20 protein-coding genes and 2 pseudogenes are annotated in these 17,533 nt (G+C 36.7%); 18 read left to right on the forward strand and 4 right to left on the reverse strand.

What is annotated here, in order from left to right; genetic code table 11:
* Positions 1 to 56 precede the first annotated feature (56 nt).
* From coxB to ctaG, 5 genes and pseudogenes are all read left to right on the forward strand, one after another.
* Positions 57 to 1,106 carry a cytochrome c oxidase subunit II gene (coxB, locus tag ACEWFJ_RS08955; RefSeq protein ID WP_473691657.1) on the forward strand — a complete coding sequence of 350 codons (1,050 nt, stop codon included), beginning with the start codon at positions 57 to 59 and terminating at the stop codon, positions 1,104 to 1,106.
* Positions 1,107 to 1,139: 33 nt separating this feature from the next.
* Positions 1,140 to 3,002, forward strand: a complete 1,863-nt coding sequence (gene ctaD, locus ACEWFJ_RS08960) for a cytochrome c oxidase subunit I (RefSeq protein WP_473691659.1) — start codon at positions 1,140 to 1,142, stop codon at positions 3,000 to 3,002.
* Complete coding sequence (locus ACEWFJ_RS08965; protein ID WP_098305624.1) at positions 3,002 to 3,625, forward strand: cytochrome (ubi)quinol oxidase subunit III; 624 nt, start codon at positions 3,002 to 3,004, stop codon at positions 3,623 to 3,625. Before ctaD ends, ACEWFJ_RS08965 begins: the two co-directional genes overlap by 1 nt.
* Before the next feature lie 3 nt (positions 3,626 to 3,628).
* Positions 3,629 to 3,965, forward strand: a pseudogene (ctaF, locus tag ACEWFJ_RS08970) (cytochrome c oxidase subunit IVB).
* A gap of 216 nt (positions 3,966 to 4,181) precedes the next feature.
* Positions 4,182 to 5,087 carry a cytochrome c oxidase assembly factor CtaG gene (ctaG, locus tag ACEWFJ_RS08975; protein WP_473691661.1) on the forward strand — a complete coding sequence of 302 codons (906 nt, stop codon included), beginning with the start codon at positions 4,182 to 4,184 and terminating at the stop codon, positions 5,085 to 5,087.
* Positions 5,088 to 5,404: 317 nt separating this feature from the next.
* Here the strand turns inward: ctaG and ACEWFJ_RS08980 are convergent, their stop codons facing one another.
* Positions 5,405 to 5,770: a YugN family protein gene (locus tag ACEWFJ_RS08980; protein WP_098305618.1), complete on the reverse strand. Its 366-nt coding sequence runs from the start codon at positions 5,768 to 5,770 to the stop codon at positions 5,405 to 5,407.
* Positions 5,771 to 5,984: 214 nt separating this feature from the next.
* On the opposite strand from ACEWFJ_RS08980, the gene ACEWFJ_RS08985 reads away from it, so the two are divergent.
* From ACEWFJ_RS08985 to ACEWFJ_RS09010, 6 genes are all read left to right on the forward strand, one after another.
* A complete protein-coding gene (locus ACEWFJ_RS08985; protein ID WP_473691663.1) occupies positions 5,985 to 7,016 on the forward strand; it encodes a CAP domain-containing protein in 1,032 nt (343 codons plus the stop codon).
* A gap of 86 nt (positions 7,017 to 7,102) precedes the next feature.
* On the forward strand, positions 7,103 to 7,516 hold the full coding sequence (locus tag ACEWFJ_RS08990; protein WP_473692402.1) for a YlbD family protein: 414 nt from the start codon (positions 7,103 to 7,105) through the stop codon (positions 7,514 to 7,516).
* Between the two features lie 11 nt (positions 7,517 to 7,527).
* Positions 7,528 to 7,773: a YlbE-like family protein gene (locus ACEWFJ_RS08995; protein ID WP_098305612.1), complete on the forward strand. Its 246-nt coding sequence runs from the start codon at positions 7,528 to 7,530 to the stop codon at positions 7,771 to 7,773.
* Positions 7,774 to 7,849: 76 nt separating this feature from the next.
* Positions 7,850 to 8,422: a histidine phosphatase family protein gene (locus ACEWFJ_RS09000; protein WP_429707299.1), complete on the forward strand. Its 573-nt coding sequence runs from the start codon at positions 7,850 to 7,852 to the stop codon at positions 8,420 to 8,422.
* Between the two features lie 76 nt (positions 8,423 to 8,498).
* Positions 8,499 to 8,951, forward strand: coding sequence for a YlbF/YmcA family competence regulator (locus ACEWFJ_RS09005; protein ID WP_473691665.1), 453 nt, complete (start codon positions 8,499 to 8,501; stop codon positions 8,949 to 8,951).
* 161 nt (positions 8,952 to 9,112) lie between these two features.
* Entirely contained in the window at positions 9,113 to 9,388 is a 276-nt protein-coding gene (locus ACEWFJ_RS09010; protein WP_098305606.1) for a YlbG family protein, read from the forward strand.
* 204 nt (positions 9,389 to 9,592) lie between these two features.
* Here the strand turns inward: ACEWFJ_RS09010 and ACEWFJ_RS09015 are convergent, their stop codons facing one another.
* Complete coding sequence (locus ACEWFJ_RS09015) at positions 9,593 to 9,982, reverse strand: DUF7147 family protein (RefSeq protein WP_098305602.1); 390 nt, start codon at positions 9,980 to 9,982, stop codon at positions 9,593 to 9,595.
* Positions 9,983 to 10,422: 440 nt separating this feature from the next.
* Here ACEWFJ_RS09015 and rsmD point away from each other — a divergent pair, with 440 nt between their 5' ends.
* Positions 10,423 to 10,998 carry a 16S rRNA (guanine(966)-N(2))-methyltransferase RsmD gene (rsmD, locus tag ACEWFJ_RS09020; protein ID WP_098305600.1) on the forward strand — a complete coding sequence of 192 codons (576 nt, stop codon included), beginning with the start codon at positions 10,423 to 10,425 and terminating at the stop codon, positions 10,996 to 10,998.
* Entirely contained in the window at positions 10,986 to 11,474 is a 489-nt protein-coding gene (gene coaD / locus ACEWFJ_RS09025; RefSeq protein WP_473691668.1) for a pantetheine-phosphate adenylyltransferase, read from the forward strand. The genes rsmD and coaD overlap by 13 nt, the downstream gene beginning before the upstream one ends.
* On the opposite strand, the gene ylbJ is transcribed toward coaD, so the two are convergent.
* Positions 11,469 to 12,701 (reverse strand): sporulation integral membrane protein YlbJ, encoded by a 1,233-nt coding sequence (ylbJ, locus tag ACEWFJ_RS09030; RefSeq protein ID WP_098305596.1) that lies wholly within the window; start codon positions 12,699 to 12,701, stop codon positions 11,469 to 11,471. The two genes, coaD and ylbJ, sit on opposite strands and share 6 nt — an antisense overlap.
* Positions 12,702 to 12,808: 107 nt before the next feature.
* On the opposite strand from ylbJ, the gene ACEWFJ_RS09035 reads away from it, so the two are divergent.
* Together ACEWFJ_RS09035 and ACEWFJ_RS09040 are read left to right on the forward strand one after the other, a co-directional pair.
* The gene (locus ACEWFJ_RS09035) at positions 12,809 to 13,600 is read left to right on the forward strand and encodes a patatin-like phospholipase family protein (protein WP_141524950.1); all 792 of its coding nucleotides are present in this window, start codon (positions 12,809 to 12,811) and stop codon (positions 13,598 to 13,600) included.
* Positions 13,593 to 14,618 carry a SepM family pheromone-processing serine protease gene (locus tag ACEWFJ_RS09040; RefSeq protein WP_473691670.1) on the forward strand — a complete coding sequence of 342 codons (1,026 nt, stop codon included), beginning with the start codon at positions 13,593 to 13,595 and terminating at the stop codon, positions 14,616 to 14,618. The genes ACEWFJ_RS09035 and ACEWFJ_RS09040 overlap by 8 nt, the downstream gene beginning before the upstream one ends.
* 115 nt (positions 14,619 to 14,733) lie before the next feature.
* On the opposite strand, the gene ACEWFJ_RS09045 is transcribed toward ACEWFJ_RS09040, so the two are convergent.
* Positions 14,734 to 15,975: a nucleotidyltransferase gene (locus ACEWFJ_RS09045; RefSeq protein WP_473692404.1), complete on the reverse strand. Its 1,242-nt coding sequence runs from the start codon at positions 15,973 to 15,975 to the stop codon at positions 14,734 to 14,736.
* 153 nt (positions 15,976 to 16,128) lie between these two features.
* On the opposite strand from ACEWFJ_RS09045, the gene ACEWFJ_RS09050 reads away from it, so the two are divergent.
* From ACEWFJ_RS09050 to ACEWFJ_RS09060, 3 genes and pseudogenes are all read left to right on the forward strand, one after another.
* A complete protein-coding gene (locus tag ACEWFJ_RS09050; RefSeq protein ID WP_429707307.1) occupies positions 16,129 to 16,629 on the forward strand; it encodes a YceD family protein in 501 nt (166 codons plus the stop codon).
* Between the two features lie 61 nt (positions 16,630 to 16,690).
* A complete protein-coding gene (gene rpmF, locus ACEWFJ_RS09055; RefSeq protein ID WP_001984764.1) occupies positions 16,691 to 16,864 on the forward strand; it encodes a 50S ribosomal protein L32 in 174 nt (57 codons plus the stop codon).
* A gap of 129 nt (positions 16,865 to 16,993) precedes the next feature.
* Positions 16,994 to 17,514, forward strand: a pseudogene (locus ACEWFJ_RS09060) (RsfA family transcriptional regulator).
* Positions 17,515 to 17,533 lie beyond the last annotated feature (19 nt).

A 17,533-nucleotide genomic window follows, 5' to 3' on the forward strand; every position in this document is an offset into this window, starting at 1 on the left:
TACTTTACTTACTATAAAGTACAATCTAAATAACAAAGAAAGTGGGGGTTGTTTGCATGAAGAAACAGTGGCGATTGCTTTCGCTTGTTTCACTAGTGGCTTTACTGTTAGGGGGATGCGGTAAAGCCTTTCAATCTACTTTGATTCCACAAGGTGAAGTAGCAAAAATGCAATATGATTTATTGTTATTAGCCAGTGCAATCATGGTTGGTGTCGTTCTTGTTGTTACGATTATTTTCTTATATGTAATTGTGCGTTTCCGTCAAAGAAAGGGACAGGAAAACTATATTCCGAAGCAAGTAGAAGGAAATCACAAGCTAGAAATTATATGGACAGTCATTCCAATTTTACTTTTATTGGTATTGGCTGTCCCTACTGTTACATATACGTTTAAACTTGCTGACGTTAGTGCAATGGAGAAAAAGAATATTGATAAAGATACAATCGTTGTTGATGTAACAGCGAATCTTTATTGGTGGGAATTTTCTTACAATAATGAAAAATTAGTAACTTCGCAAGATTTAGTCATCCCTACAGGTAAAAAAGTGTATTTAAATTTAAAGGGTTCTGATATTAAACATTCATTTTGGGTCCCATCTTTAGCAGGGAAAATGGATACGAATCCGGATAATACGAACAAAATGTGGATTAAAGCAGACAAATCGGGCACGTATAACGGTTTTTGTGCAGAATTTTGTGGACCATCTCATGCTTTAATGCAGTTTAAAGTTAAAGCTGTTGATGAAAGCGAGTACAAAAAATGGGTTGCTAGTATGAAAGACTTAGATGGCAAGAAAGCTGTTGCTTCTACGCAAGAGCAGGAAGGTAAACAAATCTTTGAAAAGAGTTGCATCGGTTGTCATGCTGTTGGATCAAATGATAGCAGACCGCCTACTGCACGTATTGCACCGAATTTAGCCAACTTCGCAGATCGTGATATGGTTGCAGGTATTGCTGAAAATAATGACGAAAATGTGAAGAAGTGGTTAAAAGACCCTGAAAGCATGAAACCAGGAAACAAAATGACTGGAAAATACGGTAATCTTACTGACGATCAAGTAGATGCATTAAATGCATACTTAAAAACATTAAAAGTTGAAAAGTAAAGAGAAACTATTTGCGAAGGGGAGGTTGAAAACGTGAGTTCTGTAGCAAAAAAACAGGGAGTGGGCTCTGTAATTTGGGATTATTTAACGACAGTAGACCATAAAAAAATTGCCATTCTCTATTTAATTGCAGGTGGGTTATTTTTTATCATCGGGGGAATAGAAGCATTATTTATTCGGGTTCAGTTAGCGATTCCAAACAATGCTTTTCTCGTTGGGGATATGTACAACCAAGTGTTAACAATGCACGGAACAACAATGATTTTCTTAGCGGCAATGCCACTTGTATTTGCAATGATGAATGCGGCGGTACCGCTTCAAATTGGTGCACGAGACGTTGCGTTTCCATTTATTAATGCTCTTGGATTTTGGCTGTTTTTCTTTGGGGGCGTATTTTTAAACTTAAGTTGGTTTTTAGGTGGGGCGCCTGATGCAGGTTGGACATCGTATGCATCGTTATCACTCGCATCAAAGGGACACGGTATCGACTTCTATGTCCTTGGTTTGCAAATTGCGGGTATTGGAACATTAATAGGAGGAATTAACTTCCTTGTTACCATTATTAATATGCGGGCACCTGGAATGACATATATGCGGATGCCGATGTTTACATGGACAACTTTTGTAACATCTGCACTTATATTATTTGCATTCCCACCACTTACAGTAGGCCTAGCCCTGTTAATGTTAGATCGTTTATTTGGCACAAGTTTCTTTAACCCAGCTTTAGGAGGAAATACGATTATATGGGAGCATTTATTCTGGATCTTCGGTCACCCAGAAGTATACATTCTTATACTCCCTGTTTTCGGAATATTCTCAGAAATCTTCGCGACATTCTCTAAAAAACGTTTATTCGGATATTCATCTATGGTATTTGCAACGGTATTAATTGGATTTTTAGGATTCATGGTATGGGCACATCATATGTTTACAGTAGGTCTTGGTCCAGTAGCAAATGCGATCTTTTCTGTAGCTACAATGGCAATTGCTGTTCCAACAGGTATTAAAATTTTTAACTGGCTCTTTACGATGTGGGGTGGAAGCATTCGCTTTACAACACCAATGATGTGGGCCCTTGGTTTTATTCCATCATTCGTTATGGGTGGGGTGACAGGGGTTATGCTTGCATCAGCTCCTGCTGATTATCAATTTCACGATAATTACTTCGTTGTAGCTCACTTCCATTACGTAATTGTTGGTGGGGTTGTGTTCGGATTATTTGCAGGTGCTCATTATTTTTGGCCGCTTATGTTTAATAAACTCCTAGATGAGACGCTTGGTAAAATTACATTTTGGTTGTTCTTTATTGGCTTTCATTTAACGTTCTTTATTCAGCACTTCCTTGGTTTAATGGGTATGCCGCGTCGCTATTTTACGTATTTGCCAGGACAAGGATTAGAAGTTGGGAACTTAATTAGTACGGTAGGGGCAGTATTTATGGCTCTCGGAACAATCGTACTGTTAGCTAATGTTGTAAAAACATCCTTTTCTAAAAAACAAGCTGGTCGCGATCCTTGGGATGGTCGTACATTAGAATGGTCAATTCCAGCGCCGACACCTGAGTATAATTTTAAGCAATTACCGTTTGTACGTGGATTAGATCCATTCTGGATTGAAAAACGTGAAGGGAAAAACGAAATGACGCCAGCAGAACCGGTTGGGGATATTCACATGCCAAACGGATCTTTCCTACCATTTGTCATTTCCTTAGGTTTATTTACTGCAGCATTTGGAGCGATGTATATGCACGCGGGGAAAGAGAAAATGTGGCTAGTAGTAGCGATTATTGGTCTTATTATTACATTTGGAGCAATGCTCTTACGATCTGTAATTGATGATCATGGATACCATATTCATAAAGAAGATTTAGAAGATAAAGGGGGCAAGGCGTAATGCATGCAGAGGAAAAATTAACAAATGAAACCTTTCCAGCAGAGCCTGAAAAAGCAACCCTCGAAGGAAAGAATAAATTTATTGGATTTTGGTTGTTTCTAGGAGGCGAGACAGTACTATTTGCGTCCTTGTTCGGAACATATTTAGCGCTGAAAAATTCAACAAATGGTGGACCATCATCACAAGAAATGTTTCAAATGCCGCTTGTGTTCATTATGACAATGCTTCTTTTAACGAGTAGTTTAACAAGTGTTTATGCAATATATCATATGAAGAATTTTAACTTTAAGCAAATGCAGCTTTGGCTTATTATCACTGTATTGCTTGGGGTTGGATTTTTAGGCTTTGAGATTTATGAATTTAATCATTACGTTCATGAGTTTAAACATACGATGAGAAGTAGTGCATTCGGTTCTGCATTTTATGCGTTAGTTGGTACGCACGGGTTACACGTACTATTTGGATTACTTTGGATTTTAACTTTAGTAATCCGTAATGCGAAGCGTGGCTTAAATTTATACAATGCTCCAAAGTTTTACGTCGCATCAATTTATTGGCACTTTATCGACGTAGTTTGGGTGTTTATTTTCACTGTAGTATATTTGATGGGAATGGTGGGATAAACAATGGCAATAAAACAAACAAATATAAATAATCCTAAAGTTGATCTTGCATATCGCAGAAAAAAGTGCGGAAGAAATGAAGCATCAAGTCATTACTTTTGGATTAATGATTTTTTTGACAGTCATTGCATTTGTAGCAGTCGCATATCCAAAAACATTTAGTCCGCTTTTTTCCGTACCACTTATTTTATTGTTAGCTGCTGTACAAGTTATTTTTCAATTGTATTATTTTATGCATATGAGTCATAAAGGGCATGAAGCTCCATCGATGTTTTTGTATTCAGGTTTAATAGTTGGGTTAATAACGATTTTAACTTTTACGACACTTATTTGGCTTTAAAAAGAAAGGGGATTGAATGTTTCATCAATCCCCTTTTACTTATCCTGCTATTCGCGGGCAGTAAGACCCCCACCTCAAGATTCAGAGAGAAGCGAGGAAGATAGGTGGGGGATAACTGCCCGTAAAAGCTCGATTGGTTCAACTAACCATCAGTGAGAGATGAAAAAGCTCTCCACTGATGGAAGTTTCACTTTATAAAAGGGAGGGTGTAAAAAAGTGAGCAACTTATGGATATTTGGTTTTGAAGCACTGTGGAGCCCAATCTTTTTTCTTTTTATGTTAGCTGTTGTGATTGGTTATCTTTTAATTATTGGGAAGTATCGATATCGCTTCCCAAATGGCGAAGAAGTAAGTAAACGGAAAATCTTTTATTTTATAAGTGGTATGTTACTTTTGTATTTTGTTAAAGGAGGGCCAATTGATTTGCTTGGACATATTGTGTTTAGTGCACATATGTTTGAAATGGCAATCATGTATATGGCTGTACCTCCACTGTTATTACTTGGATTACCGAATTGGTTGTTTCAATACATAACATCATTTCGATTCATTCGTATGATGTTACATATATGGGCAAATCCTATTGTAGCTTTACTTGTTTTTAACGGACTATTTTCTATGTATCACTTGCCGGTTGTGTTCGATGCAGTAAAGCAAAGCCAAATTGGACATCCAGTTGTTCTTGCTGTATTATTTTTTGCGGCTATGATGCTGTGGTGGCCTATATTTAATCCATTACCAGAATATCAAACACTAAGTGATATTAAAAAAATCGGTTACATGTTTGCTAATGGTATGTTATTAACGCCAGCTTGTGCACTTATTATTTTTGCAAATGTGCCATTGTTTGCGACCTATACAGATCCAAGTGTATGGATGAAGGCAATGGAACTTTGTGTACCAGCTGGAACGTTATCTAACTTAAATATTACAGGTCCTGACTTCTTACATTGGCTTCCTGTTCTAGAGGATCAGAAAACAGGAGGCATTATAATGAAGATTGTACAAGAAATTGTGTACGGTACAGTGATTGGGTATGTTTTCTTCTCATGGGCGCGTAAAGAACGAAAAAAGGATGCAGAACAGATTCATGCATTACCCCCGTATTTGCAGTCAAAATAAAGTAAACTTTCATAAGTGTGGGGATTCTTCATCCCCACACTTATGGAAAGCTCTCACCAATCGAACGCATGCTAGTAGTTATTCATGACCTGTCTTCTTTGATTTCCTTGAGTCTTGAGGTGGGAGCTTACTGTCTACGAATAGTGAGATAAATTTACAAAATAAAAAGAAGGTGTATCGTTATGTACACCTTCTTTTTGTTGTAACTGGTAGTAAGCCTTCTTTCAAGGGGGAACCTCGCTGCTTATGAGAGTATCATGGTTTGGGCAAATCATGAGTGGAGAATGCAGATCACCATTCACGGAAGTTTCATTTTATTATTCTATAATCGCTAAATCTTGCAACTCTTTTTCGATGTTTTGAAGTAATTGTTCACTTTTTTGAAGAACATTTTTTGGGAATTTTTCTTCTTCCCCGTACTCTACACCATGTGGATAATAATGTTTACCGAGAAGAGGTGTCAATAATTTAATTTGGGCATGTCGTCCTCCAACATCTCCTTCTATGGCAAAACCTTGTATACGTAAATAATACACATCTTTCAGCATTTCAAATTTATAGTCGTATGTAACTCTCTCGTAATCCCATTGTCCAGCTAGTACAAAATGATGCTTGTCCATTACCTCAGTTAGAAGTGTGAAGTCGACAACTGTACCTTCAAGTTTCGTATTTGTAAATTGCATGAAATAGCCTCCTTATAATAAACGTAAAATCCCCTTGAATTTATAATAGTACGAATAGTTAAAAAATACAATTCGTATGGAGAGAAAAGGTAGAATGTCTACTTTTATGCAAGAAATATGATATAGTGAACATAGTGTGGTACACACAAAATGGAGAAAAAACAGTTTTGTTTGTGTATACCTCAATTTCATGGGTATTCAGGAGGTATATAATTTGAAAATGTTGTTCCGTATTATAGTAATTACTATTCTTATTTTAGCGATTGATTTATACGGGAAATTACTCGTTTCTCAATATATATTACAATCCCCTCATTTAAAATCAGAGCATAAAATTGTGAAAATGAAAAAAGAAAATAAAGGTGTGCCAGAAACAATTCCACAGCTCCTAGGTAGTGACCCTGAAAATTTATTAGCGAATTGGGGCGAACCGGCGCGAATTGAACCATCTGCTTATGGTTATGAATGGTGGGTATATAATCAAGACTTATCGCACTATGTGCAGTTTGGAATTATAGATCATAAAATTGTTACGATTTATGTTGGCGGAGAGAAAGTGAATATTTCACCATTTCATATTGGTGAAAAGTATGAAGATGTTTATAAAAGGAATCCGTTTTCATATGAAATTTCACTTAAAATGGGAAAAAATAGTTATCAATTTGAATTGTCCGATGTTGAAGTAACAGAACAACCACTTGCTTCTATAGAAGGAGGGTGGGCGCAATTATATTTTGACCATTTTACACATAAGCTTGTCGGCGTTCGTTATATGGATGATGAAACATTAATAAAACAAAAGCCATATCAACTTGTTTATTCTGGAGAATTAACGAATCCACAACCATTATCACCAGAGCAAATGAAGCAAGTCGAACAAGGAAATGCACAGCAAATTTTAGATTTGACAAATATAATTCGTAGTCGTTATCACCTTCCATTATTAGTATGGGATCAACAAACGGCGGTAGTAGCATATGAACATAGTAAAGATATGAAAGATAACAATTATTTTTCGCATGATTCACCTTCGTTTGGAGCATTAGGTGATCGTTTGCAAAAAGGAAATGTATCATTCCAACTAGCAGGAGAAAACATCGCGACGCAGTATAGTGATGGAATTGCGGCAGTGCAAGGGTGGTTAAATAGCGAGGACCATCGAAAGAATTTACTAAACGAACAATTCACTGGTTTAGGAATTGGAGTGTATGATAATTTTTATACACAAAATTTTATTCAAAAGTAAGGTGTATGAATTGCCTAAAAATAGGCGAACCATGCGCCTTTTTTTCTTACAATATAGTAGAAGATACATCTGGTGAGGTGATTGTAATGACAGCGGTGAAAGGAGATTTACATCCTTCTATTCAAAAATTCAAAGAGTTTGTACGCCAGCATCCAAAGATGGTTCATGACGTTCGAAATGGAAAGAAATCGTGGCAACAATTTTATGAAGAGTGGTATTTACTTGGAGAACAAGATGATGTATGGAATCATTACAAGGTGAATGGAGAGGCAACTTCTTCTTCCGTACAAGAAGATCGCGAAGAAAAGTCTGGAGACTTTATGGGACAAATGGTATCGTTTTTTAAAAAGTTAGATGTGGAACAGGTGCAGCAACATTTAGCGAATATGACGACTGCACTTGGAAGCGTGCAGCAAGTTATTCAACAGTTTCAAGGGAACCAGGCAACAAAACAGCAGCGTAATTCTGAAAATAATCCGTTTTTCTTTCAAAAAGATTAGGAGGAAAAGTGATGAGAAAAGAACTCATCGAATTTGTAAGATCGAATGAAGATTTACAGAAATATATTCGGGAGCAACCGTCTTGGTATCGGAAACTTTCTAGAGATCCAAGCGAAAAAGATGCATTTGAATTGGCGGCCATGCAATATTTTAAAAAGACTATTCCAGACAAGGTAGCTAAGTTTCAAAATCAGTTATCGGTTGCTTCTATAATGATAGATATGTTTCAATATATGAAACAGCAAAACGTTAATTAGTTGGAAGTAAAAATTGTGTCCGTCATGCGAAACTTTTGTTACAATGAAAAAGAATTCTGGAAAAAGGAGTTACAGCATGACGGAAATTTGTTTAGTACGACATGGACAAACTGATTGGAATTTTCAAGAGATTATTCAAGGAAGAGAAGATATTCCTTTGAATGAAATTGGAAAACAACAAGCAGCGCAGAGTGCAGAAGCATTACGAGCTGAAACATGGGATGTAATCATTAGTAGTCCCTTAGTGAGAGCACACGAGACGGCACAAGCAATTGCTGATGCGATCGGGATAAATATAATTCAGCATGATGAACGTTTTATGGAACGTAATTTTGGTGCAGCGTCAGGGAAACCAGTTGATGAAGTAAGGCAGCTCATTGCTGATGGGAATGTCGAGGGGCTGGAAACAGAGGAAGAAATTGTAGAGCGTTGTTTTTCTGCATTAAAAGATGTTGCTTATCAGTATGATGGAAAACGAATTATTATTGTTGCGCACTCTCATGCAATTAAAGCGATTCTTCATGCGATTGTTCCAAAGGAAATTACGTTTAAAACGTCTTTAAAAAATGCGTGTATGAGTTATGTAAAACAATCAAAAGGGAAATGGACCGTATTAAGATACAATATTGCAGAACACATCTCTTTATAATTTGTTTTCAAGATGGGAAGCAAAGTTAGTAGTTCCGTTATAAATGTGATATGATTAGTATTCGGAGGTGTCTCTTATGATACTAGCGACGCTTGAGAGCGTAATGATTCTAGATGAAGCCGAACAATTAGCGAAAGCAGTTGTTTGTTCAGATATAGGTGAGCGTTATCGCGAATGCCATCATGCATTGCAGAAAAATCAAGAAGCACAAACATTAATTAAACAGTTTATAGCTCTGAAGGAACGATACGAAGAAGTACAGCGCTTTGGGAAATATCATCCAGATTTCACTTCAGTTTCTGCGCAAATGCGAGAATTGAAACGGGCAGTAGATTTGCATGAAGCGATAGTTGCTTTTAAAAAAGCAGAAAATGAATTGCAAAAGCTATTAGATGAAGTCAGTACAATGATTGGAATGGAAATCTCGACTTCTATTAAAGTTCCAACAGGGAACCCGTTCTTTGACGCAGGTGGATGTGGAGGCGGTTGTGGTTCTGGTGGTAGCTGTGGGTGCAAAAAAACGGGGTGATTTGCCCCGTTTTTTAGAATATAGAAGAAAACGGATACAAAAAACACCCGCTAGTATCTTTTGATGTTTGAAAAACTGATGAATAATTGTATGTAAAGTTATAAATTTCTGTGTGCTTTTTGTAAAATAAAAAGAATGAAATTATATAAAAGGAGAAAATTATGTTTGGGCAACGACAAAGTATGATTGTCTATCTAAATTCCTTAAAACACGCTAAAATTTTAAGGAAATACGGAAACATTCATTACATATCGAAGCGGTTTAAATATGCCGTTGTGTATTGTGATATGGAGCAACTGGAATATATGATGCAAAAATTAAATAAGCTTCCGTTTGTAAAAAAGGTAGAGCCATCTTATCGCCCATTTTTAAAAACGGAGTTCGAAAATTCTAGACCAGATCGTGCAAAAGAATATGATTATAATAAGATTGATTAAAAACCCACCAAAACTTTGGTGGGTTTTTCTTGTATTATTTGCATGTAGAACCAGTAAGATTTCCTAAATGGAAGTTTCACCTTACCTCGCTTTAACAGTCGGTAAGCTAATTTTTTCTAGGATGTTACATCAAACCGACTGTTAAAGTCCGATTGGTTCAACTAACCTTCTGGGAAAAAACAGTTCCCGGAAGGAAGTTTCACTTTATTGCATTGGCGGAATGAAATGGTTCATTCGTAAAATACCAATGAGATGGTTGAAATATAATTCTTTCTCTGGAAACATTGTCGATGGTTTGACTGTGAAAGAAACGACTTGTTTACCAATTTCTGAAGCGGTATTTTCAAACAAGGCAATGCGTTTGCTTTGTTTATCTTCTTCCACAGGAATTCCTTCTAGACATATGTATAATGGCTGAAAATTGCCTACTGCTGTTGGATGTAGAACAACAGCAAGGGAACAAACAGATTTATTATTTTTTAATGTGTGAAATTGTAACATATGAGATACACGGTGTTGGTTTGCCTTTGCGATTTCTAGTAACTCATATAAATCGGAGTAACCTTCACCTAGCTGAATAAAACGTTGAATCACGACTTTCCCCTCCTTCTTCTTCTTTTACTGTATCATTTCATTTTTGAAATGAAAAGAAGGTAAAGAAAAACCCTGCCGAAGCAGGGCCCTTCTTACACTAGTATGACTAGCAAGAAGGCAAAGGGAGAGGAGAAACCGGAGGAAGAACTTATGGGGAAACGTAAGTCTTCTCCGCGGTTGGCAACAACATCGAAGGTGATGTTGTTATCTTTATTTATGTCCAAACTATATAAAGATATACATTGTAAAATTAAAATTTCTCTTTTGCTTTTTATTTTTCTTTCGGGTGTTTTATGATAGGATAAAAAAGATGAATATACATAAAGTGAAACTTCTATCAGTGGAAGTCTTACTGTCCGTAAGTAGTAAGTAAGATTGAGCTTACACAAGAATGATTTACATGAACATCTGTTAGAAAGAGATAAAGGTAGTGACAAATTATGAGAGTAGTTTCAGGGAAGTGTAAAGGTCATCCTTTAAAAGCTGTACCAGGTAACACAACGCGTCCAACAACAGACAAGGTGAAAGAAGCCATTTTTAATATTATCGGTCCTTATTTTGACGGTGGTTTAGCTCTTGATTTGTTTGGAGGAAGCGGTGGTCTTGGTATTGAGGCTCTTAGTAGAGGGATAGATAAAGCTATTTTTGTTGATCGTGATGGAAAAGCTATAAAGGTTATCCATCAAAATTTAGAAAGCTGCAGGTTAGAAGCGCAAGCTGAAGTATATAGAAATGATGCAGAACGTGCTGTAAAGGCGCTTATGAAACGTGAGATATCATTCGACCTTGTACTATTAGATCCACCGTATAAAGATCAAAAGATTGTTTCTTTAATTAGTATAATGGATCAACACGGTCTATTGAAAGAAAACGGAATCGTTATGTCAGAGCATGGGGTAGATGTAGAATTACCTGAAACAATTGGAAGACTTGTGAAGGTAAGAGCTGAAAACTATGGTATTACAGCGATTTCGATTTATAAGTATGAAGGTGAGGGGACCGAATGGCAAGCATAGCAATTTCTTCGGGAAGTTTTGATCCGATTACGCTTGGACATTTAGACATTATTAAGAGGGGCGCAAAAGTCTTTAACGAAGTATATGTTGTTGTTTTAAACAATTCATCAAAGAAACCGCTTTTTACAGTAGAAGAGCGTTTAGAATTAATTCGCGAGGCGACAAAAGATATTCCGAATGTAAAGGTTGATTCACACAGTGGCTTATTAGTAGAGTATGCGAGGATGCGTAATGCAAATGCGATTTTACGCGGTTTGCGCGCCGTATCTGATTTTGAATATGAAATGCAAATTACATCCATGAATCGTAAATTAGAAGAGAATGTAGAAACATTTTTTATTATGACAAATAATCAATATTCCTTTTTAAGTTCAAGTATTGTAAAAGAAGTAGCGCGTTATGGTGGTAATGTTGCTGGGCTTGTCCCGCCAATTGTAGAAAGTGCTTTAAAAGAGAAATTTCAAACCCCGTTATGATGAACGGGGTTTTTTGCTATTGATAAGACGCAAGAATAGTAACATAACATATAAATATAAACAAAACAGTGTAAAGGTCGGACCATATGTAACTAGTGCGGCCCATCCTTTTGCCAACAGGGTAGATTGCTTAGATAAAAAGACTGGAATATCATATTGGGTAGGTGAAAAAGAATGTAATCTTTCATAAAGTGGTCCCCAAAATATATATGTATAGATTGGAGCAAGGATACTTTGAATAATTCGTGCGATAAAATATGGTTTAAAACGTATGTCGGTTTCTGCTAAAATACTGGCAACTTGAGCTTGAATTGAAAGACCGCTAAATGCTAAAACGAAACTTGTCATCATGGCTTGTTGTAAAATAGACGTATGCTCTGTTTGACTAATCATTTGGCTCCCGAGTGTCATTTCAAAAAGACCGGATAAAATGGGAAAACTAAAGTAAGGCGAAAGTTGAAATGCAACTAATATTTGTTTCATAATAAGGGCAAGGAAAGTTGTAATATGAAAAACAGTTAGCATTTTATTAAAAACAGAGAATAAAATAATAAACCCGCCAATCATAAGTAATGTTTGAATTGAAGAAGTGATAGCGTCACCGATTAATTTGCCAATGGGTCGTTTTTCTTGTAATCGAGTTTTATGAAGAACGGAAAAGGCGTGTCGTAATGGAATGGGCGTTGAATGTTTCTTCGTTTCTGTTTGTGTGTGTCTATCTTGGTAAAAACGCATGAGTAGTCCAACTGTAAAGTTACTGACATAATGGGCAGCTGCTAAAATTAGTCCTAGTTTTGGATTGTCAAAGAAACCAATCGCTACAGCGCCGAAAATAAATAATGGATTAGAAGAGTTTGTGAAAGACACAAGGCGCTCTGCTTCAATTTGTGTAAGTTGATTTTCTTGGCGTAATCGAGCGCTTAATTTTGCACCTGCAGGAAAACCAGAGGCCATCCCCATTGCCCATACAAATCCTCCGATACCAGGTACACGAAAGAGTGGACGCATAAGGGGTTCTAATAACACACCAATGAACTTTACAATCCCTAGTCCAATTAGAAGTTCTGCAATAATAAAAAAAGGTAGCAGCGAAGGAAAGACAACTTCCCACCATATATTTAAGCCTCGAATAGATGATTGCAGTGCCGCTTGGGGGTGGAGTACGAGAGAAACTGTAAAAAAAGTGACCGATATGGTGAGAAAGCCGGTTTTCCATTTTTCGTACATTTTGTATCCCCCTTTGTCCCAAATGTTCATTTCAGTATACGAGGATACATGGTGAAATTAGACCATAAGTATAAAAAGAGAGTGAAAAAATTTTGAGGGTGAAGAAGATGAGAGAGCCAAAAATTGGATTAGCACTTGGGTCAGGCGGTGCGAAAGGGTTTGCACATGTAGGTGTTATTAAAGTGTTAAGAGAGGCGGGGATACCTATTCATATGATTGCTGGGAGCAGTATGGGGGCGCTAATAGGTACGTTTTATGCTGCAGGATGTAACGTGGACCGTTTGTATCGTTTAGCAACAGTATTTAAGCGAAAATACTATTTGGACTTCACTGTACCTAAAATGGGGTTTATTGCTGGCAAACGTGTGAAGGATATGATTAAAATGTTTACATATAATAAAAAATTAGAAGAACTGGATATCCCGACAGCGGTTGTAGCAACTGATATTCTAAATGGTGAAAAGGTTGTCTTTACACAAGGCTCTATTGCAGATGCTGTCAGGGCAAGTATTTCTGTACCCGGCATATTTGTTCCAGAGAAAATAAATGGAAGGCTATTGGTTGATGGGGGAGTAATTGATCGTATTCCAGTATCGGTAGTGAAAAAATTGGGAGCTGATATTGTGATTGCCGTTGATGTATCCCCTATTAAGGTTAATGGAGAAGTTACATCTATTTACGATGTCATTATGCAAAGTATTGAGATTATGCAGCATGAACTTGTAGTAAATAGACAAATTGCATCAGATCTTATGATGCATCCAGCTGTAGAGCAATTTAGTTCACGGGCCTTTACGAATATAGAAGATATCATTCGTGTTGGAGAAGAAGAGGCGCAGCAGCATATTCAAACGATTTACACCTTGATTGAACAGTGGAAGGAGAAAAAGGATGTTTAAAAAATTTCGGTATTTATACGCATTACTCATTGGAGTTATAGTTGCAATGTTAATTGTGTTTGTTCCTCTGCCATATTATATTACAAAGCCAGGTATGGCAGAGAAATTAGAGCCGTACGTACAAGTTGAGGGAGGGAATAAAGAGAAGGGCGATTTTATGCTCGTTACAGTTTCAATGGGGCGAGCGAATGTTGTTAACTTTCTTTCTGCTAAATTTAATAAGTATGAAGAGATTTTAAAAAAGGAAGAAATTTTACAAAAAGATGAAAGTGATGAAGAGTATCAATTACGCCAAGTGTATGCAATGAAAGAATCTCAAGATGCGGCTATTTATAATGCCTATAAACGAGCAAACTATCCTGTTACGTTTGAAAATCAAGGTGTACTCGTAGCAGGAATTGCAGATGGTATGCCGGCTGCTGAAAAATTAAAACTTGGCGATCGTATTGTTGCTGTTGATGGACAACCATTTCAAACAGCAGAGGAGTTTATTGCGTACATGAAAACAAAAAAACAAAATGATGAAGTAACTATTAAGTATGTACACGAAAAGAATGAGAAAGAAGACAAATTTGTACTAAAACCAATTCCGCAAGATAAAAGTCGTGCTGGCATCGGAGTTTCTATTATTACGGATAAGAAACTTACAGTAAGTCCTAACGTGAAAATTGATGCGCATAAAATTGGAGGGCCTTCTGCTGGGCTTATGTTTACGTTAGAGATTTATAATCAGCTTGTGAAAGAAGATATAACAAAAGGTCACGAAATAGCTGGGACTGGAACAATAAACGAAAAAGGAGAAATCGGTCCAATTGGAGGTATTTCTCAAAAAATAGTTGCAGCTCATAATGCGGGTGCAGAAGTATTCTTTGCTCCAAATGAGAAGGGAGCAAAGAATTCAAATTATAAAGAAGCGGTGAAAACAGCTAAAGATATAAATACAAAAATGAAGATTATACCTGTGGATACGTTAGATGATGCCTTATCATATTTGGACAAAATGTCAGAAAAAAAGTAGATCCTCTCATTTAAGAGAGGATTTTTTTATCTCGCATTAACGGGCAGTAAGACCCCACCTAAAACAAAAAAAAGGTGGGGGTCTTACTGCTGGCATGAGCCCGGTTAGTTGAACTTTATAAAAATACATGTTGCGTTTCGTCATATCGAATCGGATGCTGCGTTATATCTCGCTTTATCATTTCACCGCAAAGGGGCTCTTGTAAAATAGAGAAATAAACAGCGCTTGCTTTTCGATCTATATCTAGAAGGGGATGCTGTAACGTTTTTGTATGAGAAAGCAAAGGGAGAGTTATTTGCTTTTTAATACTTGATATATATGTTTGTCCTTTCTGGGACATGCCAAGTAAACGTATATATTGTGCGTGCTGTTCTATGTGAGTTTTTTGCATTTCTTCTTTCGTTGTGTTTGTTAAAATATGCGTGCAAATACGCTGTAGCCGTGTCCATGTGTAACGTTTTGTTTTTAATACTTCCATAAATCTCATGAATGAGGTCGCTTCCCGAATAGAAGATAAAATCCGATTCTCCAATCCTTCCTCTACTTCATATATATGTTGTAATTGAGATGGTGACATTGTCAGGAGTTTATATTTTAGTAAGTGAAAATAATTCTCCCAGTTATGTAATAGGTGATAGGAATGTTTGTACTGCTCCAAAAGTAGCTTTGTTATATTTGGAACAAAGGGAGCAATTGCTGAAAAAGTTTTCTGTTCATGAAATAATTGTTTGCGAATGCTCGTTGCACTGGCAATTCGTTCATCTTGAAATGTTTCATCATGATAATGTGAAGCAAAACGCTTAATTGTACTTGCTTTTATTGAACTTTTCTGCTCAATAATTGCTTCTGTGTAATGCAGTCCTAAAATATTATTTGGCTCTGAGACATCAATAGTAGCCATGTTTTTTTGTAAGGATGCAAATGCCTCAGAAGTGGCTTTTGCATAACTCATTCCGGTTTTGGTATATTGTTGTACAAGATGATTAAATAAATCCTGCTCAGTCTGGCGTATAGTAATTGTATTGTGGAAATGTTCAATATTACCATTTTCGCTTCCAAAGCAAATCTCAGAGACGCGAAGAGCATCTAATATTGAAATAGCACCGTTGGCAAATGTTTCAGCTTTTTGCGTTGCAAAGGCATAGGGAAGTTCGACGACAACATCTATTCCATTTGCTAATGCCATTTGTGTTCGTGCCCATTTTGAAACTAGTGCCGGCTCTCCTCGCTGTAAAAAGGGCCCGCTCATAACAGCGATGATTATATCGGCATTTGTTAACTTTTTGGTTTGTTGCACATGATAAGCATGACCGTTGTGAAACGGATTATATTCAACAATAATGCCGCTAGCTTTTATAATAATCTCTCCTTTCAGTGTAGCATCTTTTCCTAAAACATGATAATCTATATATTATTTCCTATAATGACTCCATTATAGTGTAAAGAAAAAATATTGACAAATATACAACGGCTAGCTATAATTTTGTTTGTTGCCTTGAGGTGATATGATATGAAATGGTCCATCCATCAATTGAACAAATATCGACAAAAAGGACTCACGTTGGATGAGATGGTAGATGTAAGTGAGCTGAAAAATGTTGAGAAAGATGTTCGAGACGTTACTCCTGTTCATGTGACAGGTAGAGTTGATTTTGGCTCCAACAAATTTACGTTCCATCTACATATAACAGGAAGCATGGTATTACCATGTTCTAGAACGTTAGTAGATGTAACATTACCATTTGACATTGAAACAACTGAGGTGTTCTTAGTTTCGAAAGAAGATTACGAAACCGAAGCAGATTTTCATTACTTAGAAGGAGAAGTACTTGACTTACTCCCTGTAATTAAGGAAAATATACTATTGGAGATTCCAATGCAAATTTTCAGTGAGGATGTTTCAGACGGAACACCGATGCAAGGTCGAGACTGGCAAGTGATTTCGGAAAAAAGCGAAGAAAAGCCTGTTGATCCAAGATTAGCAGGACTTGCGAAGTTTTTTGACAAATAATCAGAAGACCGGTTCAGGCCTTCATATGAAAATAACTCTCTCTTTTAAGGAGGTGGGAAGAATGGCTGTACCTTTTAGAAGAACTTCTAAAACAGTAAAAAGAAAGCGTCGTACGCATTTCAAATTATCAGTACCTGGTATGGTAGAGTGCCCAAGCTGTGGTGAAGCGAAGTTAGCTCACCGTGTATGTAAAGCATGCGGTACTTACAAAGGTAAAGAAGTAATCAGCAAGTAATTGCGGAAATAAACGCAGGAGGGAAACCTTCTGCGTTTATTTTTTTAACTTTTTCTTTACATGTTATTCTTCTATCTTTTCTAGTAACTGCATATGTTTAATAAAAAATGCATAAGGAGGACTAGAGAGATGGCAACAACAAGACAAGATGCATGGACTGATGATGAAGATTTACTTCTGGCAGAAGTAGTGCTCCGGCATATTCGTGAAGGGGGAACGCAACTTTCTGCCTTCAAAGAAGTAGGAAGACATTTATCACGTACACCTGCTGCTTGTGGATTTCGCTGGAATTCTTACGTACGTAAACAATATAAAGAACTTATTGAAGAAGCAAAGCGGATAAGAAAAGCTGAAAATTATGAAGTGCAAGAACAAAAGAAAGAGAAAATAACTTCTCTTTCATTAACGTTAGAAGATGTAATTGTCTTTTTACAAAGATATAAGGAAGAAGAAGAAAAGACGGATTTATATAAAAAAATTGAAGTGTTGCAAAGGGAAAAAGAGGGGCTTTTGCAGCAGTTGTCGTTGTATGAAGAAGAGTATCGCACTTTATTTGATTATATTGACAAAAAAGAAGTGCGATGGTATTAGAGCCTTCCGAAAAAGAGAGAAAATTGGAAAAAGGAATACTTGAAAAAACATCAAAATAAAAACAGCTGAATTACAGCT

This window comes from Bacillus sp. EA-CB0995, assembly GCF_055814245.1.

Bases quoted from the DNA above. Each gene is read 5' to 3' on its own strand.
- rsmD (WP_098305600.1), top strand. From the start codon at position 10,423: ATGAGAGTAGTTTCAGGGAAGTGTAAAGGTCATCCTTTAAAAGCTGTA.
- coxB (WP_473691657.1), top strand. From the start codon at position 57: ATGAAGAAACAGTGGCGATTGCTTTCGCTTGTTTCACTAGTGGCTTTA.
- coaD (WP_473691668.1), top strand. From the start codon at position 10,986: ATGGCAAGCATAGCAATTTCTTCGGGAAGTTTTGATCCGATTACGCTT.
- ACEWFJ_RS08990 (WP_473692402.1), top strand. From the start codon at position 7,103: ATGACAGCGGTGAAAGGAGATTTACATCCTTCTATTCAAAAATTCAAA.
- rpmF (WP_001984764.1), top strand. From the start codon at position 16,691: ATGGCTGTACCTTTTAGAAGAACTTCTAAAACAGTAAAAAGAAAGCGT.
- ACEWFJ_RS09000 (WP_429707299.1), top strand. From the start codon at position 7,850: ATGACGGAAATTTGTTTAGTACGACATGGACAAACTGATTGGAATTTT.
- ACEWFJ_RS09005 (WP_473691665.1), top strand. From the start codon at position 8,499: ATGATACTAGCGACGCTTGAGAGCGTAATGATTCTAGATGAAGCCGAA.
- ACEWFJ_RS09040 (WP_473691670.1), top strand. From the start codon at position 13,593: ATGTTTAAAAAATTTCGGTATTTATACGCATTACTCATTGGAGTTATA.
- ACEWFJ_RS09050 (WP_429707307.1), top strand. From the start codon at position 16,129: ATGAAATGGTCCATCCATCAATTGAACAAATATCGACAAAAAGGACTC.
- ylbJ (WP_098305596.1), bottom strand. From the start codon at position 12,701: ATGTACGAAAAATGGAAAACCGGCTTTCTCACCATATCGGTCACTTTT.
- ACEWFJ_RS08965 (WP_098305624.1), top strand. From the start codon at position 3,002: ATGCATGCAGAGGAAAAATTAACAAATGAAACCTTTCCAGCAGAGCCT.
- ACEWFJ_RS09010 (WP_098305606.1), top strand. From the start codon at position 9,113: ATGTTTGGGCAACGACAAAGTATGATTGTCTATCTAAATTCCTTAAAA.
- ACEWFJ_RS08995 (WP_098305612.1), top strand. From the start codon at position 7,528: ATGAGAAAAGAACTCATCGAATTTGTAAGATCGAATGAAGATTTACAG.
- ACEWFJ_RS08980 (WP_098305618.1), bottom strand. From the start codon at position 5,770: ATGCAATTTACAAATACGAAACTTGAAGGTACAGTTGTCGACTTCACA.
- ACEWFJ_RS09035 (WP_141524950.1), top strand. From the start codon at position 12,809: ATGAGAGAGCCAAAAATTGGATTAGCACTTGGGTCAGGCGGTGCGAAA.